The 20,718-nt window shown below is 53.3% G+C and carries 13 protein-coding genes; 9 read left to right on the top strand and 4 right to left on the bottom strand.

The window, feature by feature from the left end:
- Positions 1-564 precede the first annotated feature (564 nt).
- From LRR79_RS02875 to LRR79_RS02865, 3 genes are all read left to right on the top strand, one after another.
- Positions 565-6,969, top strand: coding sequence for an RHS repeat-associated core domain-containing protein (locus LRR79_RS02875; RefSeq protein ID WP_231758913.1), 6,405 nt, complete (start codon positions 565-567; stop codon positions 6,967-6,969).
- A complete protein-coding gene (locus tag LRR79_RS02870; RefSeq protein WP_231758912.1) occupies positions 6,969-7,454 on the top strand; it encodes a hypothetical protein in 486 nt (161 codons plus the stop codon). Before LRR79_RS02875 ends, LRR79_RS02870 begins: the two co-directional genes overlap by 1 nt.
- Before the next feature lie 182 nt (positions 7,455-7,636).
- Positions 7,637-10,273: an RHS repeat domain-containing protein gene (locus tag LRR79_RS02865; RefSeq protein ID WP_231758911.1), complete on the top strand. Its 2,637-nt coding sequence runs from the start codon at positions 7,637-7,639 to the stop codon at positions 10,271-10,273.
- A 373-nt stretch (positions 10,274-10,646) separates the two neighbouring features.
- Here the strand turns inward: LRR79_RS02865 and LRR79_RS02860 are convergent, their stop codons facing one another.
- Together LRR79_RS02860 and LRR79_RS02855 are read right to left on the bottom strand one after the other, a co-directional pair.
- Positions 10,647-10,802: a hypothetical protein gene (locus tag LRR79_RS02860; RefSeq protein WP_231758910.1), complete on the bottom strand. Its 156-nt coding sequence runs from the start codon at positions 10,800-10,802 to the stop codon at positions 10,647-10,649.
- 95 nt (positions 10,803-10,897) lie between these two features.
- Positions 10,898-11,446 (bottom strand): gamma carbonic anhydrase family protein, encoded by a 549-nt coding sequence (locus tag LRR79_RS02855; protein ID WP_231758909.1) that lies wholly within the window; start codon positions 11,444-11,446, stop codon positions 10,898-10,900.
- Positions 11,447-11,595: 149 nt separating this feature from the next.
- Between LRR79_RS02855 and LRR79_RS02850 the strand changes: the two genes are divergently transcribed.
- Genes LRR79_RS02850 through LRR79_RS02840 form a run of 3 tightly spaced genes read left to right on the top strand, consistent with a single transcriptional unit; the run spans position 11,596 to position 14,764 of the window.
- Positions 11,596-13,644, top strand: coding sequence for a M3 family metallopeptidase (locus tag LRR79_RS02850; protein WP_231758908.1), 2,049 nt, complete (start codon positions 11,596-11,598; stop codon positions 13,642-13,644).
- A 22-nt stretch (positions 13,645-13,666) separates the two neighbouring features.
- Positions 13,667-13,927 (top strand): YheV family putative zinc ribbon protein, encoded by a 261-nt coding sequence (locus LRR79_RS02845; RefSeq protein ID WP_255874938.1) that lies wholly within the window; start codon positions 13,667-13,669, stop codon positions 13,925-13,927.
- Positions 13,928-13,957: 30 nt separating this feature from the next.
- Complete coding sequence (locus LRR79_RS02840) at positions 13,958-14,764, top strand: hypothetical protein (RefSeq protein WP_231758907.1); 807 nt, start codon at positions 13,958-13,960, stop codon at positions 14,762-14,764.
- Positions 14,765-14,807: 43 nt separating this feature from the next.
- On the opposite strand, the gene LRR79_RS02835 is transcribed toward LRR79_RS02840, so the two are convergent.
- Positions 14,808-15,467, bottom strand: a complete 660-nt coding sequence (locus tag LRR79_RS02835) for a hypothetical protein (RefSeq protein WP_231758906.1) — start codon at positions 15,465-15,467, stop codon at positions 14,808-14,810.
- A gap of 139 nt (positions 15,468-15,606) precedes the next feature.
- Entirely contained in the window at positions 15,607-16,965 is a 1,359-nt protein-coding gene (locus tag LRR79_RS02830; RefSeq protein WP_231758905.1) for an MATE family efflux transporter, read from the bottom strand.
- Positions 16,966-17,382: 417 nt separating this feature from the next.
- On the opposite strand from LRR79_RS02830, the gene coxB reads away from it, so the two are divergent.
- Genes coxB through LRR79_RS02815 form a run of 3 tightly spaced genes read left to right on the top strand, consistent with a single transcriptional unit; the run spans position 17,383 to position 20,715 of the window.
- Positions 17,383-18,543 carry a cytochrome c oxidase subunit II gene (gene coxB / locus LRR79_RS02825; RefSeq protein ID WP_231758904.1) on the top strand — a complete coding sequence of 387 codons (1,161 nt, stop codon included), beginning with the start codon at positions 17,383-17,385 and terminating at the stop codon, positions 18,541-18,543.
- Positions 18,544-18,567: 24 nt separating this feature from the next.
- Complete coding sequence (gene ctaD, locus LRR79_RS02820) at positions 18,568-20,118, top strand: cytochrome c oxidase subunit I (RefSeq protein WP_043319828.1); 1,551 nt, start codon at positions 18,568-18,570, stop codon at positions 20,116-20,118.
- Positions 20,119-20,142: 24 nt separating this feature from the next.
- A complete protein-coding gene (locus tag LRR79_RS02815; protein WP_231758903.1) occupies positions 20,143-20,715 on the top strand; it encodes a cytochrome c oxidase assembly protein in 573 nt (190 codons plus the stop codon).
- Positions 20,716-20,718: the final 3 nt, after the last annotated feature.

The following is a 20,718-nucleotide window of genomic DNA, read 5'->3' as shown; positions in this document are numbered from 1 at the left end:
AGTCTTCCAGGTGAAATGCCGCTGTTGAGTGCCCCCGCAGGGATACACCAGTTTTAGTACAAATACACAGCGATATTTTGCCCGGCGGGCAGAGGCTTGATTGTTGAAGTTCGCAAGCTGGCAGCGAGATTCTGCGGAATTCGATGGGGGGAAGAGCAGTAACTGCAGCGTTCAATTTTATTATGGGCGAAAACTAAATAGATACTTTCAATGGCTTAAAGCGAAAACTTAGGTTTGGGGTTAGAAGAAAGGTATTTGGTGGTACTTCAAAACACATTTAGCGATAAGCAATTTTGCTTTGATGATGTGTGGTGAGCTATTAAGAAGGCTTCGAGGGAGTACACCATTCGTAAACTCTATGGCGCTTAAATTAACACCGGAGGAAAAGCAGCAGCATTATCGCGTAAAAGTATATGCAAGAACTCGAAATTGGACGCCAAGATACCGTGAAACTGATAAAAATTTCTTAAATGATAGCGATGCTTGCTCCAGAGAATAGTTATCTATTTATCTGAGATCTAACTAAATAAAAACTAATTAATTAAGCCTATGGATGGGGGAGATATGTTCAAGACGTTATATCTAGGATGTTTGCTTTTTTTCGCGGCATTTTCATTACAGGCCGAACCGATAGAGGCCCCGGAAACAAGCTATGGAGGGAATTATCAGGTCTCATGGAACCACTCAAGTAACCCGAATTCTGGTTTCACTCTCTACGAGAAGTACAACAATACTGCTTGGGAAAAGGTTACCGGTGGGTCGGTCGTCAATGGCCGAAATATTATTCACTTTACGGGAAAGGTTGCAGGGAAGTATACCTACAAGCTGGAGAGTTGTGGTGGTCATCCTTCATATGGCTACTCATGCTCAGATTTACCCCAAGACACTCAAAGAACTGTTGAAGTATATCCACCAGTACCTGGGTCAGTTAACGAAGTTACCGTTGACCTTGAGACAATAGAGGTTTCTGGAAGTAATACAGATACCGATGGAAAGTTTTCCATTAATTGGGCTAAGGTCGCCCAATCTCCGAGTGTTAATGGATATGAAGTTCGCCAGCGGTACCGTGCTGAGTCTGGAAACTGGGGTAGTTGGTATCCATCCAACGGATACCGGACTACCGCGCTCAATGTGCGTGCTGAAAGCCTGCACGCATCCAGCGTACTCCCTGATGGGATTTATCAGCATCAGGTTCGCGCGTATAACGAGGTGAATGGCTATACCAGTCGTGGTGACTGGAAAAATTCAGCTATGGTAACGGTGCGCAATAAACCAAGAGCCGTGACAGGGCTTAGCTCTAGCGTCCCTGAACCAACGTCAACTTTCTATATGACGTGGAACGCGGTCTCAAATGCCTCGCAACACGAGGAGCTAAGTTATCAGCTGCAATGCAAGGAACCCAATGACAGCTATTTTGGATTTGACACTTGCGGCGACGATAGCTTGAACGGCACAACTACGTCAAAACAAATTAGCTTACCGCAAGGTACTAGTGGCATATATAAGTTCCAGGTAAGGGCCTGTAATGGGCTAGTACCGGCTGGTTGCGGAAACTGGTCTAGCCCCGCGACTACAGTGCATGTTGATATTCCCATCCCTGTACCTCACAAGCCTGTTTGGAGTACGCCTCCAAACGATCGCAGCTACGGGCAGATAGCAATGGGTTGGGAGCTGCCGACTTCTTCCCCTAATGGCGCCAGCTATATTTTACAGCAGCAATGTATGGGAGGGAGCGATAGTTGTGGAAAAGAAGGTTGGCATAATCTCATCCCTGATGAAGAGAATCCAAGAGACGGAAAGTACAGTGCCCAAGTACAACTTGGCGATCAGTACAAGTATCGAGTAAAGGCATGCAATAGTGTAGGGCAGTGCTCCACTTGGTTAAGTAGTGAGTGGGTCAAGGTACATGCCTTGGAGGGCATTGGTGAAGTTTTGGATACGGATACCAATACTGTACCGGGCGTTATTCCGTTCGATGTGGATGTGACCAATACCGGTGATGCTTCAATTTCCATACCCATTGCAGCTGCCCCGGGTGTAAACGGTCTCGAACCCGGAATCTCCTTACGCTACTCGGGGCTGCGCTACCACCATCGATCCAAGGATCAGTTGCCAGAAGATATTTTGGGCTACGGTTGGAGACTCGGCGGGTTTTCAGAAATTCGCCGTTGTATCACTGGGCTGGATCATTCAGTGGTAGAGGTAAGCCTTGACGATAGTGATAGGTTATGCCTGGACGGTGAGCCCCTGGTGGCGGTCAACGGTGAATATTGGCAGAAGGAAACCCAGTATCGAACCCTGCGAGATTCTTCCCGTTTGATCACCCAAAAGGAAGGCCAGGAAGGCAGATGGTGGTTCGAGGTGAAGGGTCCAAACGGTAAAGTACATGAGTACGGTCGTGAGCCGGAAAGCCGTCTGAGGGTCGGTCGTTCCGTGGATTATGGATGGAGTCTTAATAAGGTTACAGACGCCTTCAGCAACAGTATCGAGTATCGATACCATTTGGATTTGGCAGAAGGTGTTAATTATCCGCTAGAAATTATTTACGGCAATGATGGCGATGCTAGTATCCAGTTTGAGTACAGTTTGCGTACGGATGCACCGCCACAACCGATGTCAGAAGATATCGGCCAAAAACAGCTGGTGCTACTGTACCGTATTTTGGTGCGCCTCAATGATAAGGACTTACGCGAGTATCGACTGATTTCAGAAGACGAGGGCCAAGTTGATGGCTACCGCCGACTTAAAGAAGTGCAGGTTTGTGGCTATACGAAGCAAGGAAATCCGCAGCAATGTCTAGAGCCGATCAAGATCGACTGGGAAGAGCGAGATATAGGTGATTATGAATTCGGCATCGATTTTGAAACTGGTGTCAAGCGTATTACCAGTAGCCTGAAAGCAAAAACGGAAATTTCTTATCGGACTCTGTCTCCAGATGATAGTAGTGGTTTTATCCAACAAGGTCCTTTCGGTACAGAGGATGATGCGAGCCTCCCCGGTGCTTATCAACTCGCACCGAGTTACCCGGATCCACAAGAGCCGGATCGCGCTGTCTACCGACTGGTTGTCAGCGAAATCCGGCGCAGTACTGGCTTAACACTGGATTGGCACAAGACACAATACCGTTATCAGGGTACAGGCCTTATGAGCGCTAAAAACTGGGGTTTCCTCGGTTTCCATGCGCAGAAAATATACGATGAAAAGAGCGGTGTTTCGACTTACCGCCAGTTCCGGCAGGACTTCCCATTTGCAGGCACCACTGCACGCTTACTGCAGTGCTACGGTGATTGTGTTTCCGGTGAAGTGCTTACGGAAAATCGTTATCGCTATGGACTTCTTGATCTTGGTAAGGGCGTTGTACACACTTACTTGGATCAATCATTAGAAGCGCAGCTAGAAAGCGGAAAGCTTCTTGGCTACCGTGAAAAGAGAACAGTTCTGGGTACTGAAAACATCGACGATGATATTGGACACGTAGTTCAGCAGCGCACGGTCACCGAGAGAGTTGTGGATGCTGCCAGCATTGACGACAGCAGCCCGGCCTACTGGGGCGATGTAGCAACGGCGACCATTAGTAGCGCAAATGTATTGCGGAGTCGGCGAGCGGTAACTAAGTTTGCAAATAGTATCAGCCCGTGGCTAATTGGATTTTCTGAATACCAAGACGTCGCTCACTATGATGGCGATACAGTCATACAGCCGGACGGGCGGCAGACCATACTAAGCGCACGCTGGCCTGGAACGAATAAGCTTGGAAGTGTGGTGTTTTACCCGGGTGACGATCTTTACGAACTGCAGACTGATTATAGCTACGACAGCGTTGGTAACCTGGAAAGTGAAACCGTCAGCGGCATAGAAGTCCAATCACGAACGACGAAAGTAATCGAGTTTCTAGATGGCCGCTACCCCACTCGCATTGAAAACCCCTTAAAGCAAGAAATAAATGTTGGCTATGACGAACGATTTGGCAAGGCTGACTCGGTCACTGATGCCAATGGGCGCGTTATGGAAATAACGTACGATGCTTTTGGTCGCGAAGATGAGCGTACTAGTGTAGATGGGGTGCTGTTCAAAAGTGATTATTTCGCTTGCAGTGGTTGCGCTTCGATAAAAGGCATTAGTCCCCGCTATAAGCTCGTTACTAATTCCGATATAACCCCACAGGTCACCCGCTTCTACGACGAATGGGATAGGCTGTTACGCGAGGAGTGGCAAGGATTCGACGGCAGTCTGGTGCGGAGAGATTATGGTTATGACGACCAAGGCCGGCTTGAATACCAAACAGAACCTTATCCGAGCACGGCGAGTAATCCACCGTTCACCAAGATCGATACGTTTGATAACCGAGATCGCGTAAGAGCCCTCACCACACCGCAAGGTGCCAGTGTTACTACTGCCTACTCGGTAGAAAGCGGACGCGTTAAAGTGCGTACCGAAGAGCGAGTACTGGACGAAAATGGCGCTCTTGCAGAGACCCAGGTAAGGGAGCATTTTTATCTTGTGACTGGAGACCTGGATGAGGTGGTTGATGCAAAAGGTGCTACGGAAGAGGTGTCCACCAACTACACATACTATGGCAGCGGCCAATTGAGAACGGTAACTGTAATTGGTGATACAGAAAATTTCGTCTCCAGTTTTACTTATGACCACGCTGGCTACCGTACACAACTCACCGACCCCAATCTGGGTAGTGTCAAAAGTGTTTACAATGCCCTCGGGCAGTTAATCAATCAGACTGACAACAAAGGTCAAGCTGTTGATTATCACTACGATAAGCTGGGTCGCCTACGCTTTCAGGTAGATGGTGATGGTGTATCCGAATGGACGTACGACCCAACCAATGGCATTGGTCTAATTGGCGGCCGGCGTTATGTCGAGGGTGGTCTATGGCAGAATGACGTGATTACCGGCGGCACCGAGGTATTTAAGGAAACTTACACTTACAACGGTAAATCTCAGTTGCAGAGGCTTACATCAGAACTCCAGGCTGCTGGTCTCAGCAGAAGCTACCAGCATAACTATGACTACTACGGCACAGGCGACGGCCGCCTGAAAAGTATCACTTATCCTAACGGCGCAGGAGTCACTTACGATTATGGAAGTGACCAGCGAGGCTACCTACATGAACTCCGTGATCACAACGAAGTCCCGATCAAAACATTCAACCAGATTAATGCTCGCGGTCAGGTGGAAGAGGAAGTGTACGGCAACGGGTTGATCACCAGCCGCAGCTATGACTCAAAGAGCGGGCGTTTAACCAATATCAATACTGGTGGCGGTAGTATCCAGAATAATGATTACGGATGGCGTTCCAATGGCACTTTGGAAAGTCGATTCATCAAAAATGCGAGCGGCGCTCAGCAACAAACAGAAACCTTTACCTACGACAGCCTGAACCGCCTAACTGATAGCGATATTCTGCTCGCCGATGGTGTTACACGAGCCCTTGGTGCTACGTATGACAACCTCGGCAATATTCTCAGCAAAACCAGCAGCCATCAGGGTGACGCTCAAGTCACGGGCTACCAATATGGCCAGACTCAGAATGCAGGGACTAACGCGGTCAGTAACGTAGACATCAATGGCGTCGCTCACACGCTCCATTACGACAAGAACGGGGCCATAACCCGTTACGACGCAGCATCTGGCGACGACAAATGGATCACCTGGAATGCGCGGCAGTTACCCACAGAGATAGTGCTCGCAGATAGTCAATCAAGCAGCACGCCCACAGCGCGCGACAGGTTCCAATATGGACCAAACGGCAGCCGGTATTACCGTGAAACCAGCTGGTGGGATGAAGGTGCGCAGTTAATGCGTACAGAGCGCGCGTTTATTCTTGGTAATTTCGAAGAGCAACTGCCTGCAAATGACCCAGACTACGAGCGTATCGAGAAGACCCGGTTGGACAGCAATGTCTTACACATTGCGGCCTATCGACACGCGGGAGGCGAAGAGGAGTTTACAGAGTATTTACATCGAGATCACTTGGGCTCCATCGAAAAGGTTACTGACGAAAGCGGCAATCTGATCCTCGATACTGCATTCGAACCCTTCGGAGCGCGCCGGAATATTGAATGGAGCGCGGAGTTGACCAAAGCAGAGCTTGACGCATTGTTCCAAGCGCAGGGCATAAGCACCCGCCGAGGCTTCACCGGCCATGAGCATCTGGATAGGACCGGGCTAATCCATATGAATGGGCGTGTCTTTGATCCTACATTGGGACGTTTTCTGAGCCCTGATCCCATTGTGCAGTTTCCGCAAAACAGCCAGAGCTGGAACCGCTATTCCTATGTGCGGAATAACCCAGTGAGTGTTTCTGATCCAACTGGTTTCATGGAAGAGGTCAGTGTTCTTGGGGTCAATAATAATTCCAATATTGGTGTTGGTTATTATTACCCCTCGGTTGTGCCAGATTTAAGTGCATTTAGCTTCTATCCAGGAGGGGCGGGCGGCAGTGAGACAGATGCCGATGGTGGTACTCCGGGAGCTAAGGAGCGGAATACGGAGAAGGCAAAGGGACAGGCGGATAGAAATTGCGGGGTTGAGTACGAGTGTGTGGGAGTTACGGCCTCAAATTGGGAAATGTCAGAAAATGGCAACACGATAATAATTGATGGGCAAGAATATGAAGTAGCGTGGGGTATTGGTCCACCTCTAAACCCTACTGCACTCAGGGCGCTTTTCACAAAGCAGTTTTGGAAAAGAATGATTGGAAAGGAATTTCCTGTCAAAAAGGGAGCGGGAGGAAAGCCGCAACCTTATGACCCAAAAACAGGACAGTATTTGTCAGCCGAAGCAAATCCAGGTGCTGCCATGTCGCCTATAGGGCGGTTTACAAATGGATTTTCTCAAGGATTTGCTGAAGGTTCGGCAACAGGAGTAACAGGGGCTACCCCTGTTGGAAGGGCGGGAGATGTCGGTTACGCATTGGGTAATTTAATCGGCACAATTGGGGGATGGTTTTAATGATGTTTACTATAGTGTCAGTCCTCGTTGTGGTGTTTGCGCTAACGGTTATCTGGTTTTTGAAGGAGGCTTTGAAGGGACCTAAGAGAACTTTAGAGCAACTTCATAGACCTATTTCTGATTTGCTTTCAAGAGAGTTTGATGGGGGTTTTTTAATAATAGAGCACTCAAAAACAGGCCGGTTTATCCAATTTAGCAAATACACAAAAAGTAAAGGAAAGTTTGGAATTGAATTGGCTTTTCCTAAGGCAGATTGGAGTAAGGACTATTATTCTAGAGTGAAAGATATCTGTGAAAATTTTGATCTTAACGTTAGGGAAGATTTTTCTGCTGGTGAAGGTGAGCTAACGTTTTTATTCGCGGACTTTGATAAGGACGTTGATTCGGCATTTGAATTCAGTAAAACTGTTTTCAAGGACGTTTTCAAAATAAACAAAACTGATAAAGTGCACGTCAGATTGCGAAATGCTACGGCAACAGCGTAAGGCGTTTACTGACTGTTTCTGGACACCCACAATACCAAACAGAACCTTATCCGAGCACGGCGAGTAATCCACCGTTCACCAAGATCGATACGTTTGATAACCGAGATCGCGTAAGAGCCCTCACCACACCGCAAGGTGCCAGTGTTACTACTGCCTACTCGGTAGAAAGCGGACGCGTTAAAGTGCGTACCGAAGAGCGAGTACTGGACGAAAATGGCGCTCTTGCAGAGACCCAGGTAAGGGAGCATTTTTATCTTGTGACTGGAGACCTGGATGAGGTGGTTGATGCAAAAGGTGCTACGGAAGAGGTGTCCACCAACTACACATACTATGGCAGCGGCCAATTGAGAACGGTAACTGTAATTGGTGATACAGAAAATTTCGTCTCCAGTTTTACTTATGACCACGCTGGCTACCGTACACAACTCACCGACCCCAATCTGGGTAGTGTCAAAAGTGTTTACAATGCCCTCGGGCAGTTAATCAATCAGACTGACAACAAAGGTCAAGCTGTTGATTATCACTACGATAAGCTGGGTCGCCTACGCTTTCAGGTAGATGGTGATGGTGTATCCGAATGGACGTACGACCCAACCAATGGCATTGGTCTAATTGGCGGCCGGCGTTATGTCGAGGGTGGTCTATGGCAGAATGACGTGATTACCGGCGGCACCGAGGTATTTAAGGAAACTTACACTTACAACGGTAAATCTCAGTTGCAGAGGCTTACATCAGAACTCCAGGCTGCTGGTCTCAGCAGAAGCTACCAGCATAACTATGACTACTACGGCACAGGCGACGGCCGCCTGAAAAGTATCACTTATCCTAACGGCGCAGGAGTCACTTACGATTATGGAAGTGACCAGCGAGGCTACCTACATGAACTCCGTGATCACAACGAAGTCCCGATCAAAACATTCAACCAGATTAATGCTCGCGGTCAGGTGGAAGAGGAAGTGTACGGCAACGGGTTGATCACCAGCCGCAGCTATGACTCAAAGAGCGGGCGTTTAACCAATATCAATACTGGTGGCGGTAGTATCCAGAATAATGATTACGGATGGCGTTCCAATGGCACTTTGGAAAGTCGATTCATCAAAAATGCGAGCGGCGCTCAGCAACAAACAGAAACCTTTACCTACGACAGCCTGAACCGCCTAACTGATAGCGATATTCTGCTCGCCGATGGTGTTACACGAGCCCTTGGTGCTACGTATGACAACCTCGGCAATATTCTCAGCAAAACCAGCAGCCATCAGGGTGACGCTCAAGTCACGGGCTACCAATATGGCCAGACTCAGAATGCAGGGACTAACGCGGTCAGTAACGTAGACATCAATGGCGTCGCTCACACGCTCCATTACGACAAGAACGGAGCCATAACCCGTTACGACGCAGCATCTGGCGACGACAAATGGATCACCTGGAATGCGCGGCAGTTACCCACAGAGATAGTGCTCGCAGATAGTCAATCAAGCAGCACGCCCACAGCGCGCGACAGGTTCCAATATGGACCAAACGGCAGCCGGTATTACCGTGAAACCAGCTGGTGGGATGAAGGTGCGCAGTTAATGCGTACAGAGCGCGCGTTTATTCTTGGTAATTTCGAAGAGCAACTGCCTGCAAATGACCCAGACTACGAGCGTATCGAGAAGACCCGGTTGGACAGCAATGTCTTACACATTGCGGCCTATCGACACGCGGGAGGCGAAGAGGAGTTTACAGAGTATTTACATCGAGATCACTTGGGCTCCATCGAAAAGGTTACTGACGAAAGCGGCAATCTGATCCTCGATACTGCATTCGAACCCTTCGGAGCGCGCCGGAATATTGAATGGAGCGCGGAGTTGACCAAAGCAGAGCTTGACGCATTGTTCCAAGCGCAGGGCATAAGCACCCGCCGAGGCTTCACCGGCCATGAGCATCTGGATAGGACCGGGCTAATCCATATGAATGGGCGTGTCTTTGATCCTACATTGGGACGTTTTCTGAGCCCTGATCCGATTGTACAGGCGCCCACGTATAGCCAGAACTGGAATCGTTACAGTTATGTATTGAATAGCCCGTTGAGTTATACGGACCCTACGGGGAATACGATCTGCGCAAATGCCACCGCCGAAAGCGCTGGCGTCTTGTGGGCGCAGTGGGAACTAGAGTGTGGTGATCCGAATATATCGGATGAGGACATGGCGTACTTAATATCGATTGTTTACTCGGGTAATGTTAGCAATGGGTACTACTCCGGGACTATTTCAGGAACTGGAAGTTCGGAAAAAGTAAAACATACGGAGAAGGCGAAGGGGCAGGCGGATAAAAATTGCGGGGTTGAGTACGAGTGTGTGGGAGTTACGGCCACAAAAGAGGGAGGCGTTCTCAGCAACATATATGCAGGAGCCTCTGGTTACTTTGGAGACTTATTCAGAGTTCTTTGGCATTACGAAGCCCTTTCCGGCAAATACGGGCCTGAAGAGCAGCAATATGCAGCACAAGCAGATGCTGCAATTACTGCTGCGGCGTACCTCTACTACCGTAACCCGCAATTAGAAATTGATGGGCAGATGAGCTCTTTTAGAAGCGCAGTACATAGCGAAATTGCGCAAGCCATTTCCAATAACAAGGCCTACTTTGCTGGTAGGCAGGGTGTCCAGCTCCTTGCTACCGGCCTTTTAACACGACGGCTTGGAAAGTATGGTATTGGAATTGGTGCAGGGATGTTTGGAGTGGCGACGTTTGGTCGAGCGTTGAATGTTTATGACAGTGGGGTAAGAGATGCCCATTCAATTTTGTCTGGAGCGGTATCAGGAACGGGAGGCCCATAATGCGGTATGAGTGCCCGAATTGCTCGGAGAAAACTTTGAGCCTAAAGGATAAGAGAGCGTTGAACTGGGGGGCAGTAAAGGTTTGCTCGGCCTGTAAAAGTCGGCTAGTAATGTCTAGTTTGTGGAGATGGTTAATATCGTTTGCGCTGGCTCTTTACATTCCAATTTTTATTTTATTGATCCCTGTCTTTGGTTTGGTGTTTGCGCTGGTGGTCAGTATTGTTATCCAGGTAATTATTTACCTAATAATGACTCATTACGCGAGCATTAAAATTAAAAATCAAGGAAAAGAAATCGCCCATTAGATTTGCGGCCGTTTCTGGACTCTCACACAAAGCCCCGCTGGTGATCCCGGCGGGGCTTTGTCGTTTGATCAAGCCGACTGCTGCTTGATCAGCGCCTCCAGCACCTCCGCAATCATCTTCTGCCGGTTCCTCGGCATCCGGCTGATCTGCTCGATCTGGCGCTGTAGCGCCGAGGTCGGCCCCCGCTTGGCCGCCGTGTCGGTCAGCCTTACCAGTTCATCCATGCCGAAACCGAACAGCTGGCCAGCCGGGGAAGTATGCGAATTTCTTTCTCGAATGAAGTCGAAATGGATAACAGTTTAAAGTCTGAGTTATCCTATTAAAGGTACTCATCTTTGAGTTTTACGTAGTTACCGGCGGTATAGGTAAAGAAAGACTTTTCTTTCTCGGTCAGCGGCCGCGCCTGTTTCGCCGGTGAACCCACATAGAGGTAGCCGCTTTCCAGCCGCTTCCCCGGCGGCACCAGGGCGCCGGCGGCCAGCACCACCTCGTCTTCGATCACCGCGCCGTCCAGCACGATGGCGCCAATCCCGATCAGCACCCGATTGCCCACGGTGCAGCCGTGCAGGCAGGCCTTGTGGCCGATGGTGACGTCCTCGCCGATGGTGAGTGGCCAGCCGCCCTGGTTGAAGTCGCTGGCGTGGGTGATATGCAGTACCGAACCATCCTGCACGCTGGTGCGGGCACCGATGCGCACCCGGTGCATGTCGCCGCGGATCACGGTCATCGGCCAAACGGAGCAGTCGTCGCCCAGCTCAACGTCGCCTATTACCGTGCACTGGGGGTCGATAAATACCCGCTCGCCAAGCCTGGGGCGGTGGCCGCGGTGTTCGCGCAGGGTGTGTTCGGTGGACTCGACGTTGGACAAGGCTGATCTCCGGCTATTCGTGCAAGGTGTAAGTACGCAAGGTGCTGTGGTGCAAGGTGTTCCTGCTATCCACTAGAATACTCGGCATATGTTAACCCGTCCCCGCGATCTGTGCCCCGTTGCCGGTTGCCCCGCGACAAGGAATTCCGATGTCTGACTCTGCCTCCACCAACCCGCTGCTGACCGATCCGGTGCTGCCGCCGTTCGATACCGTGAAACCCGAGCACGCCGAGCCTGCCATCGCGGAACTGATCGCCAACTGCCGCGAACAGCTGCAAGCCTGCCTGCATAATGCCGGTTCTGAGCCGAACTGGGATCAAACCATGGCGCCCCTGGAGGAGGCTCAGGACGCCTTGAGCAAGGCATTCTCACCGGTGTCGCACCTCAACAGTGTACTGAGCGGCGACTGGCGCGCGCCCTACGAGGCGTGCCTGGCGCAGGTGACCGAGTACTGGACCGAGCTGGGGCAGAACCCGGAGCTGTACGCGGTATACCGCGCCCTGGCTAAGTCCCCGGATTTCGCCAACTGGCCACAGGCGCGCCAACAGGCGGTGCGTCACGGCCTGCGGGATATGCATCTCGGCGGTGTGGCGCTGGAGGGCGAAAAGCGCGAGCGCTACGCTGCCATCAGCAAGCGGCTGGCGGAGCTCAAGAGCAAGTTTGCCAACAACGTGCTGGATGCCACCAACGCCTGGAGCCTGACAGTCGCCGACGAGGCCGAGCTGGCGGGTATCCCCGAATCCGCGCTGGCCTCGGCGAAGGCACTGGCGGAATCAAAGGGCGAACAGGGCTGGCGACTGACGCTGGATGGCCCCTGCTTTCTGGCAGTGATGACCCACGCAGAGAACCGCGAGCTGCGCCACAAGATGCACTGCGGATTTATCACCCGCGCGTCGGATGTGGGCCCCAATGCGGGTGAGTTCGATAACGCCAATGTGATGGCGGAGATCCTGTCCCTGCGTGCCGAGCAGGCGCACCTGCTGGGTATGGCCAATTATGCGGAGCGCTCCCTGGCGAGCAAGATGGCGGGCTCTACCGAAGAGGTGGAGACTTTCCTGTGGGATCTGGCCAAGCGCGCCAAACCCGCCGCGGTGAAGGAGTTCACGGAGCTGCAGGCGTTTGCGGCCGATGAACTGGGCCTCGACAAACTGCAGCCCTGGGACGTGGCCTGGGCGGCAGAGAAGCTCAAGCAATCCTGCTATGCCGTCAGCCAGGAAGACCTGCGCCCGTATTTCCCCTATCCGAAGGTGCTGTGCGGCCTGTTTGCAGTGGCGGAAAAGCTGTTTGGGGTGGTGGCGGAGCGCGATGACAGCGTGCCCAGCTACCACGAAGATGTGCATTTCTACTGGCTGAAGCGCGGCGGTGAGCCCATCGCCGGCTTCTATCTCGACCCCTATGCCCGCGAGAAAAAGCGCGGCGGCGCGTGGATGGACGACGCGCGGGTGCGCCGCCAGACATTGGCGGGCCTGCAGCTGCCGGTGGCCTATCTGGTGTGCAATTTTTCTAGCCCATCCAAAGATAAGCCGGCGCTGCTGACCCACTACGAGGTCACCACCCTGTTCCACGAATTTGGCCACGGCCTGCACCATATGCTCACCCAGGTGGATGTGGCGGCGGTATCCGGGATCAACGGGGTGGCCTGGGACGCGGTGGAGCTGCCCAGCCAGTTTCTGGAGAACTGGTGCTGGGAGCCGGCGGCGCTGGCGATGATTTCCGGGCATTTTGAGACAGGGGAACCCCTGCCGCAGGCATTATTGGATAAAATGCTCGCCGCGAAGAACTTCCAGTCCGCCATGTTCACGGTGCGTCAGCTGGAATTTGCCCTGTTCGACTTCCTGCTGCACTCGCGCCCGGAAGGCGCCAACGCCGATGAGATTCAACGGCTGATCAATGAGGTGCGGGCGAGAGTGTCGGTGGTACCGGTGTCTCCGGACAACCGCTTCCAGAACAGTTTCAGCCATATTTTCGCTGGTGGCTATGCGGCGGGCTATTACAGCTACAAATGGGCGGAAGTGCTGAGCGCGGATGCGTTTTCCCTGTTTGAGGAAACCGGGATTTTTGATCCGGCCACCGGCAATAAGTTTCTAACCACGGTGCTGGAGCAGGGAGGCAGCCGGGATGCGCAGGACCTGTTCGCAGAATTTCGCGGGCGCGCGCCCACTATCGATGCGCTGTTACGCCACTCGGGAATCGAGTGAACGAGGTAAAAAGAGGTAACTTTTGAGCGACGAATTTGACAAGCCCGTAAAGCGCCGGTTTATTGCCGGCGCTGTGTGCCCGCGCTGTAGTGAGATGGATAAAATCGTCAACTACAGGCTGGGTGACAAGAATTATCGTGAATGTGTGGCCTGCGGTTTCAAAGATGAAATCCGTTTGCAGGCTGCGCCGCGGGAACTGGATACCCGTGTGAATCAGACTGCCGACAGGGAAGTGGAAGAGACGGCCGTAAAAATTTTGCTGCCGCCGAGCGATAAAAAGTAATCCACGCAACATTTCTCAGTAGCCAGGCTCTTGAAAAAAATTTACCCACTGATCGCCTTGGTGATCGTTCTCGTCATCACCGGCCTCTATGGTCTGGATCACTATCGCAAGGTGCGCGAGCAGCAGCAGGCGACAACCGCCCACCTCATCACCCGTTGTGTCAATCAGGGGCTGCTTTCTCTCTACGCGCTGCAGGCCAATGACTGGCGCAAACAACCGAAAATGCTGGCGCATGAAACCGAACGTTTGCAGCAGCGGGTAGCGGCGTTACCGGCTGCGGTGTACGAGGGAAAGCCCTACGCCGATTGGCAGGGTGCTCTGGAAGTCTGCGATCGTTTGACGGTAAACAGTAACCGCCAGCACAAGACAATTTTTCGCGCACTGGCAGAAATGGCCAAAAAGGAGCTGTGGGAGCTCGAGACGGCAAAAAGCGAGCCCTTTCAGGAGCGGCGTAAGAAAGCCATCTACCGATCCAAAGTGGCCGCAGAAGCGGCAGACCGCTATCTCGATGACCTGCAGGCAGACATTAAAAGGCTGCTGGACGTCAGCCGGATATCTGCAGAAGCACGCGCGCTGACCGACCAGCAGTTGCAGGAATTTATTTTTCAGAAATATCGCAAGGGGCGTTTCAGCAAGCGCCGCGTTCTGCAGTATCTCGAGCGGCAGGAAGCGTTTTACCAGTTACTTACCGACAACCCCAAAGGCTTTACCCTGCGTGGTGGCAGCCTGTTTTTCTACAATAAAAAGGTGCATCGCAAGGCGGATGAGCTGAATCGGTCACTGCTGCATGGCGAGGCCGACTTTTTTGCCAACTGGCGCCAGATCGTCGAGCAGTAATCGTATAGATTACTTTTGCCGCCCGCTACGGCAACCAGCGGAGTTAGTGCGAGAGATCGATTTGCCGGTTCAGGGTAGGGGTGCGCAACTCGATCTGCATGTGGTGGGCAAAGTCTGGCCACTCCCCGGGTACATCTTCAAAACGCTGTTTGTACAGAATCATGGAAACCAGCCGCGCGGGGTCCAGTTCCGCCGGCTCGAAGCGCTGCAGCAGCACCTCCGCCAGATCGTCCAGCTGGCAGGCCAGCGTTTCCCCCAGTAATTCCCGTACCACCAGATTGGCCACCATCGGATCCATCGGCAGCAGCGGTGTGCCACACACCGGCTGTAGTGTGTCGTTGATTTCCTCCATGATGCGATGGGTCAGGTAGGCCTCATCCAGTATCGAGCCGAGCCCGTGCTCTTGCGGCTGGCGCTCGGGTATCTCACTGAAACTGTGCAGGATCAGGTCCCGTACCGGGTGGAAGTCCAGGCCCCCGGCATCACACAGGTGTTCGAGGCGCGCAAGCCAGGATGGAATCACCTGGATATAGCGGATAACAAAGCAGGTAATGTGCAGCGGTGCATCCCGCTGTGGCAGATGGATGCTGCGATGCAGGTTCGGCAGGGTGTCGTGCAGTGAGCGACGAAAGCGACTGCGGGCCTGCTCTGCCGCCACGGCGCGCTCAATGCACTGTTGAATCAGGTGGTAATGGTCGGACATACGTCAAAACGAAAACGGCGAAACCGCGTCCTCGTTTCTTTGTTCGCCATCCCCCGGTTTGTGCCCGTCGGTCGGGCTCAAAAAAGTGTGCGGACAAGACTGCTTAACGATGGATGAGGAATCGGTACCGTAGCTCCAGTTACAGCCAAACTTTGTTTTTAGTGTAGTTGTAAAAATAGACCATCAATCCGAAAGATCGTGCGCCAAACCACAAAAAAAGGCTGAACCAGATGCCAGCGTTGCCCATATGTCGAGTAGTCCACCAAGCTGGTATGAACACCATCACAGATGCGATAAACATGGTATTGCGCATCTGTCGGCTTTTTCCGGCGCCGATGAATACCCCATCCAGCTGATAACTCCACACCGCCACCAGCGGCAGTGCACAAAGCCAGGGATAGTACTGCGCTGATGCGGCGAGAACTGCGGGGATGTCGGTAAAGAGTGGCAGTATCCACGACTTTCCAGTCACCAGCAGCGCGGTGATCGCCATCGCGGTGGCAACTGCCCAGACGCCGGCGGCGCGGTTGATACGTTGAAACTCCCCCGCAGATCTCCGCCGTATAGCGCGCCCGACCAGGGACTCGGTGGCGTGAGCGAAGCCGTCCAGTGCGTAGGATGTCATCATCAGCAGCTGTAGCAGAATGGCGTTGGCCGCCAGCACCGTGTCCCCCTGAGCTGCGCCCTGGGCGGTGAAAAAAGTGAGGGTAAACAGCAGCAGACAGGTGCGCACAAACAGATCGCCGTTGATGCGCATGAGTTCCAGCCAGGGGGCAATGTTGCGCCACGGCCAGAAGTCCGGGTCGCGGATAGCCCGGATCATCTCGTCCCGCGTGTCCCGGTGGCGTAGTGTCAGCAGCCACCAGCCCAGGGCAACGCTGCACAGATCCGCACACACCGAGGCCCAGGCGGCGCCCCGTGCACCCATGCCGAGGCCCAGAATCAACACCAGGTCCAGGGTGATATTCAGCAGGTTGGCGGTAACCAGTATTGCCAGTGGCGCCCGGCTGTCCTGCCGCCCGATAAAGAATCCCAGCAGAGCAAAATTGGCCAGCGCAACAGGCGCGCTCAACAGGCGGATCTGCAGATAGTCCCGCGCGTGGGGACTTGCCTCGGCACTGGCATTCATCCACTGGGTAATCACCGGCAGCATTGGCGAGGCCAGCACAAGTAACAGGGCCCCCAGGAGGAAAGCCAGCGTCAGCGCACGCAGCAACCAGGCCGCGCCACTATCGCTGGCGCGGGCCACCAGCCCGGTGGTCCCCATGCGCAGAAAACCGAAAGCCCACAACAGCATGGAGATCACACTGGCGCCGATAGCAACACCGGAAAGATATTCCGGGCTGGAGAGGTGGCCGAGTACGGCGGTATCCACCGCACCGAGAAGCGGCACAGTAATGTTGCTCAGAATCATGGGCCAGGCGAGATGCCAGACCCTGCGGTATGGGGCGGTGGCACGGCGCGACAGGGCACTGGAAAGCGCCGATGAATTTTTCATGTAAGTTGGCGGTTTAATTGACTTTCTTCTGGTGATGTGTTTCTTTTGAAAGTGCTAGATGCGACAAAAAGACACAGGTTGTTGGTTGTACCTTCCGGGCGACGACATCTGAAGTAAAAATAACAAGTTGCACTGACAGCAGTATCGCGCAGTCGAGGTCCTCGCCCGGTGTGCGAACAGTGTATGTAGTCTTGGTTTACTACAGCTTGTCCACATTCTCATGTGGGCGTGTTACCGATTTTGCGATCGGAGCAGTCTCCAGTCCTCGGAACAGCCAGCCGCTGTTTACGGGTTTTGCTATTTTGTGGTTTGCGATGCCGCGACCGTGCACGGTGATATTTCCGTGTCGCAAGGCCGTAGCGATCAAACCGCAGGAAGCGGGCTCGCGAGAATAACAAACATGGAGATCTGCAGGCGATGTTGATGGGCTTCAAACGGCTGTTCGCCTTATTGACCATCTCGGCATGTGTACCCGCTGCGTTCGCGCAGGAGGCTTCGCAAGAGGCCGCGGAAGAGGTGCAACGCTGGGGGGTCAATATGACCCAGGGGGTAACCGAGGTTTCCCGTACCACTTACGATCTACACATGCTGATCTTCTGGATCTGTGTGGCGATCGGCGTCGTGGTGTTCGGGGTGATGTTCTACAGCATGTGGCGTCACCGCAAGAGCAAGGGCTACAAGGCTGCGCAGTTTCACGAAAGTCTCGGTGTGGAACTGGCCTGGACCATCGTGCCCACCCTGATTCTCATCGGCATGGCGATCCCCGCCACCAAAACCCTTTACGATATCTACGACACCAAGGAAGCCGATCTGGACATCATGATCACCGGCTACCAGTGGAAGTGGAAATACGACTACCTGGGTTCCGATGTCTCCTTCTTTTCTAACCTCTCCACGCCACAATCCCAGATTCAGAATCAGCAGCCGAAAAGTGCGAATTACCTGCTGGAGGTTGATGAGCCCCTGGTCGTGCCGGTGAATAAAAAAATCCGCTTCCTGATTACCGCCAACGATGTCATCCACGCCTGGTGGGTGCCGGACCTGGCGGTGAAAAAGGATGCGATCCCGGGTTTTGTGAATGAATCCTGGACCCGCATCGACGAGCCCGGTATTTACCGCGGCCAGTGCGCGGAGCTGTGCGGTAAAGACCACGGGTTTATGCCGATTGTGGTCAAGGCAGTACCGGAAGACGAATACCACTCCTGGTTGAGTGATCGCGCCGCTGCCGCCGCCCGCATCAAAGAGTTGACCAACAAAACCTTTACCTTCGACGAGCTCTACGCCCGCGGAGAGAAGATTTACAACAGTGCCTGTGTCGCCTGTCACCAGGCCAATGGCCAGGGAATTCCCGGTACCTTCCCTGCGATCGCAGGATCCAAGGTCGCTACCGGTCCCATGGATGGGCATATGAGCATGGTGGTGAACGGTTCACCGAGCAATCCCGCGATGCAGGCGTTCGGCGCGCAGTTGAGTGAGGTGGACCTGGCGGCAGTGATCACCTATCAGCGCAGTGCCTTCGGCAACAATATGGGCGACACCGTGCAGCCCATCGACATTCTCAATTTCAAGAATAAGTAAGCAGGAGCCGAAAGGAGTTTAGTTATGGCACACGGTCCCAAACCCGGTTTTACCCGCTGGCTCTACACCACCAATCACAAAGACATCGGCTCGATGTACCTGTGGTTCAGTTTTGCGATGTTCCTGCTTGGCGGTTGTATGGCGCTGGTAATCCGCGCCGAATTGTTCCAGCCCGGTCTGCAGATTGTGCAGCCGGATTTCTTTAACCAGATGACCACCATGCACGGGCTGATCATGGTGTTCGGTGCGGTGATGCCCGCGTTTGTGGGGCTCGCCAACTGGATGGTGCCGATGATGATCGGCGCTCCGGATATGGCGCTGCCGCGCATGAACAACTGGAGCTTCTGGATTCTGCCCTTCGCCTTCGCGATGCTGGCCTCCACGCTGTTTATGGAAGGCGGTGCGCCCAACTTCGGTTGGACATTCTACGCGCCGCTGTCCACCGAATACGCACCGCCCAGTGTGACCTTCTTTATTTTTGCCATTCATATCATGGGTGCGTCGTCGATCATGGGGGCGATCAATATCGTCGCCACCATTCTGAATATGCGCGCACCGGGTATGACCCTGATGAAGATGCCGCTGTTCGTATGGACCTGGTTGATCACCGCCTACCTGCTGATCGCGGTGATGCCGGTGCTTGCCGGTGTGGTCACCATGATGCTGATGGATATCCACTTCGGTACCAGCTTCTTCAGTGCGGCCGGCGGTGGTGATCCGGTACTCTTCCAGCATGTGTTCTGGTTCTTCGGGCACCCTGAGGTGTATATCATGATTCTGCCGGCGTTCGGTATCGTGTCGGCGATCATTCCCACCTTTGCGCGCAAGCCGCTGTTTGGTTACAGCTCCATGGTGTACGCCACCGCCTCCATCGCGTTCCTCAGTTTTATCGTGTGGGCGCACCATATGTTTACCGTGGGTATGCCGATTGCCGGTGAACTGTTCTTCATGTACGCCACCATGCTGATCGCGGTACCCACCGGGGTGAAAGTGTTCAACTGGGTGACCACCATGTTTCGGGGCTCGATGACGTTTGAAACCCCGATGCTGTTCTCCATTGCCTTCGTGATCTTGTTTACCCTGGGCGGCTTCTCCGGTCTGATGCTGGCTATTGCCCCGGCAGATTTCCAGTATCACGACACCTACTTTGTGGTGGCACACTTCCACTATGTACTGGTGCCCGGCGCCATCTTTTCGATCACCGCCGGCGTCTATTACTGGCTGCCCAAGTGGACCGGGAATATGTACAACGAGACCATGGGCAAGGTGCACTTCTGGATGGCGTTTGTGGGCCTGAATGTGACCTTCTTCCCGATGCACTTTGTCGGCCTTGCGGGGATGCCCCGCCGCATTCCGGACTATGCGCTGCAGTTTGCAGACTTCAACCAGATTGCCAGTGTGGGCGCCTTCCTGTTTGGAGCCGCGCAGATCGTGTTCCTGTTCAATGTGATCCGCACGGTGAAAGGCGGTAAGAAAGCCACCGACGAGGTCTGGGAAAACCCGGAAGGTCTGGAGTGGAGTGTGCCCTCACCGGCGCCATACCACACCTTCAGTACCCCGCCGGTTGTGCGCTGATTTCCGGCTGCAAGAGCTGAGGTTATGTCACTGAGTGCAAACGCAAAAACTACCGCCAAGCTGCTGACCCTCGCGGTCGGCATGCTCGGCTTTGCGCTGTTTATCATGCCGCCGCTGTACGACGCTTTCTGTGAGATTACCGGCCTGAATGGCAAAACCGGTGGTCGCTACGAGGCGGTGCCGGCAGCGGTGGATACAGAGCGCACGGTGAAAGTCCAGTTTGTTGCCAGTCACAATGAAAATATGCCGTGGGAATTCAAACCCGATACGGTGGAAATCCGTGTACATCCCGGTGAGGCGGTGGATACGGTCTTTCATGCACGTAATCCGACGGACCGCGACATGATCGGTCAGGCGATTCCCAGTCTGGTGCCCTTCAAGGCAGCCAATTATTTTCACAAAACAGAATGTTTCTGCTTTAACCAGCAGGCACTCGCCGCCGGTGAATCCGCCGAACTGGGTCTGCGCTTTATTGTCGATCCGGATCTGCCCGCCGGGGTGAATACCATTACGCTTTCCTACACGCTGTTTGATGTCACGGAAAGAATTGCCAAACAAGCGAACAACAAAAATACCGACTCCGAGCGAGAGGGATAAAAA

The organism is Microbulbifer elongatus (assembly GCF_021165935.1).
In the GTDB taxonomy this organism is placed as follows: domain Bacteria; phylum Pseudomonadota; class Gammaproteobacteria; order Pseudomonadales; family Cellvibrionaceae; genus Microbulbifer; species Microbulbifer elongatus.
Note: the sequence above shows the minus strand (reverse complement) of the source record. Positions and strands in the feature narration are given on the sequence as shown.

Bases quoted from the DNA above. Each gene is read 5' to 3' on its own strand.
- LRR79_RS02875 (WP_231758913.1), top strand. From the start codon at position 565: ATGTTCAAGACGTTATATCTAGGATGTTTGCTTTTTTTCGCGGCATTT.
- LRR79_RS02870 (WP_231758912.1), top strand. From the start codon at position 6,969: ATGATGTTTACTATAGTGTCAGTCCTCGTTGTGGTGTTTGCGCTAACG.
- LRR79_RS02860 (WP_231758910.1), bottom strand. From the start codon at position 10,802: ATGGATGAACTGGTAAGGCTGACCGACACGGCGGCCAAGCGGGGGCCG.
- LRR79_RS02850 (WP_231758908.1), top strand. From the start codon at position 11,596: ATGTCTGACTCTGCCTCCACCAACCCGCTGCTGACCGATCCGGTGCTG.
- LRR79_RS02835 (WP_231758906.1), bottom strand. From the start codon at position 15,467: ATGTCCGACCATTACCACCTGATTCAACAGTGCATTGAGCGCGCCGTG.
- LRR79_RS02830 (WP_231758905.1), bottom strand. From the start codon at position 16,965: ATGAAAAATTCATCGGCGCTTTCCAGTGCCCTGTCGCGCCGTGCCACC.
- coxB (WP_231758904.1), top strand. From the start codon at position 17,383: ATGTTGATGGGCTTCAAACGGCTGTTCGCCTTATTGACCATCTCGGCA.
- ctaD (WP_043319828.1), top strand. From the start codon at position 18,568: ATGGCACACGGTCCCAAACCCGGTTTTACCCGCTGGCTCTACACCACC.
- LRR79_RS02815 (WP_231758903.1), top strand. From the start codon at position 20,143: ATGTCACTGAGTGCAAACGCAAAAACTACCGCCAAGCTGCTGACCCTC.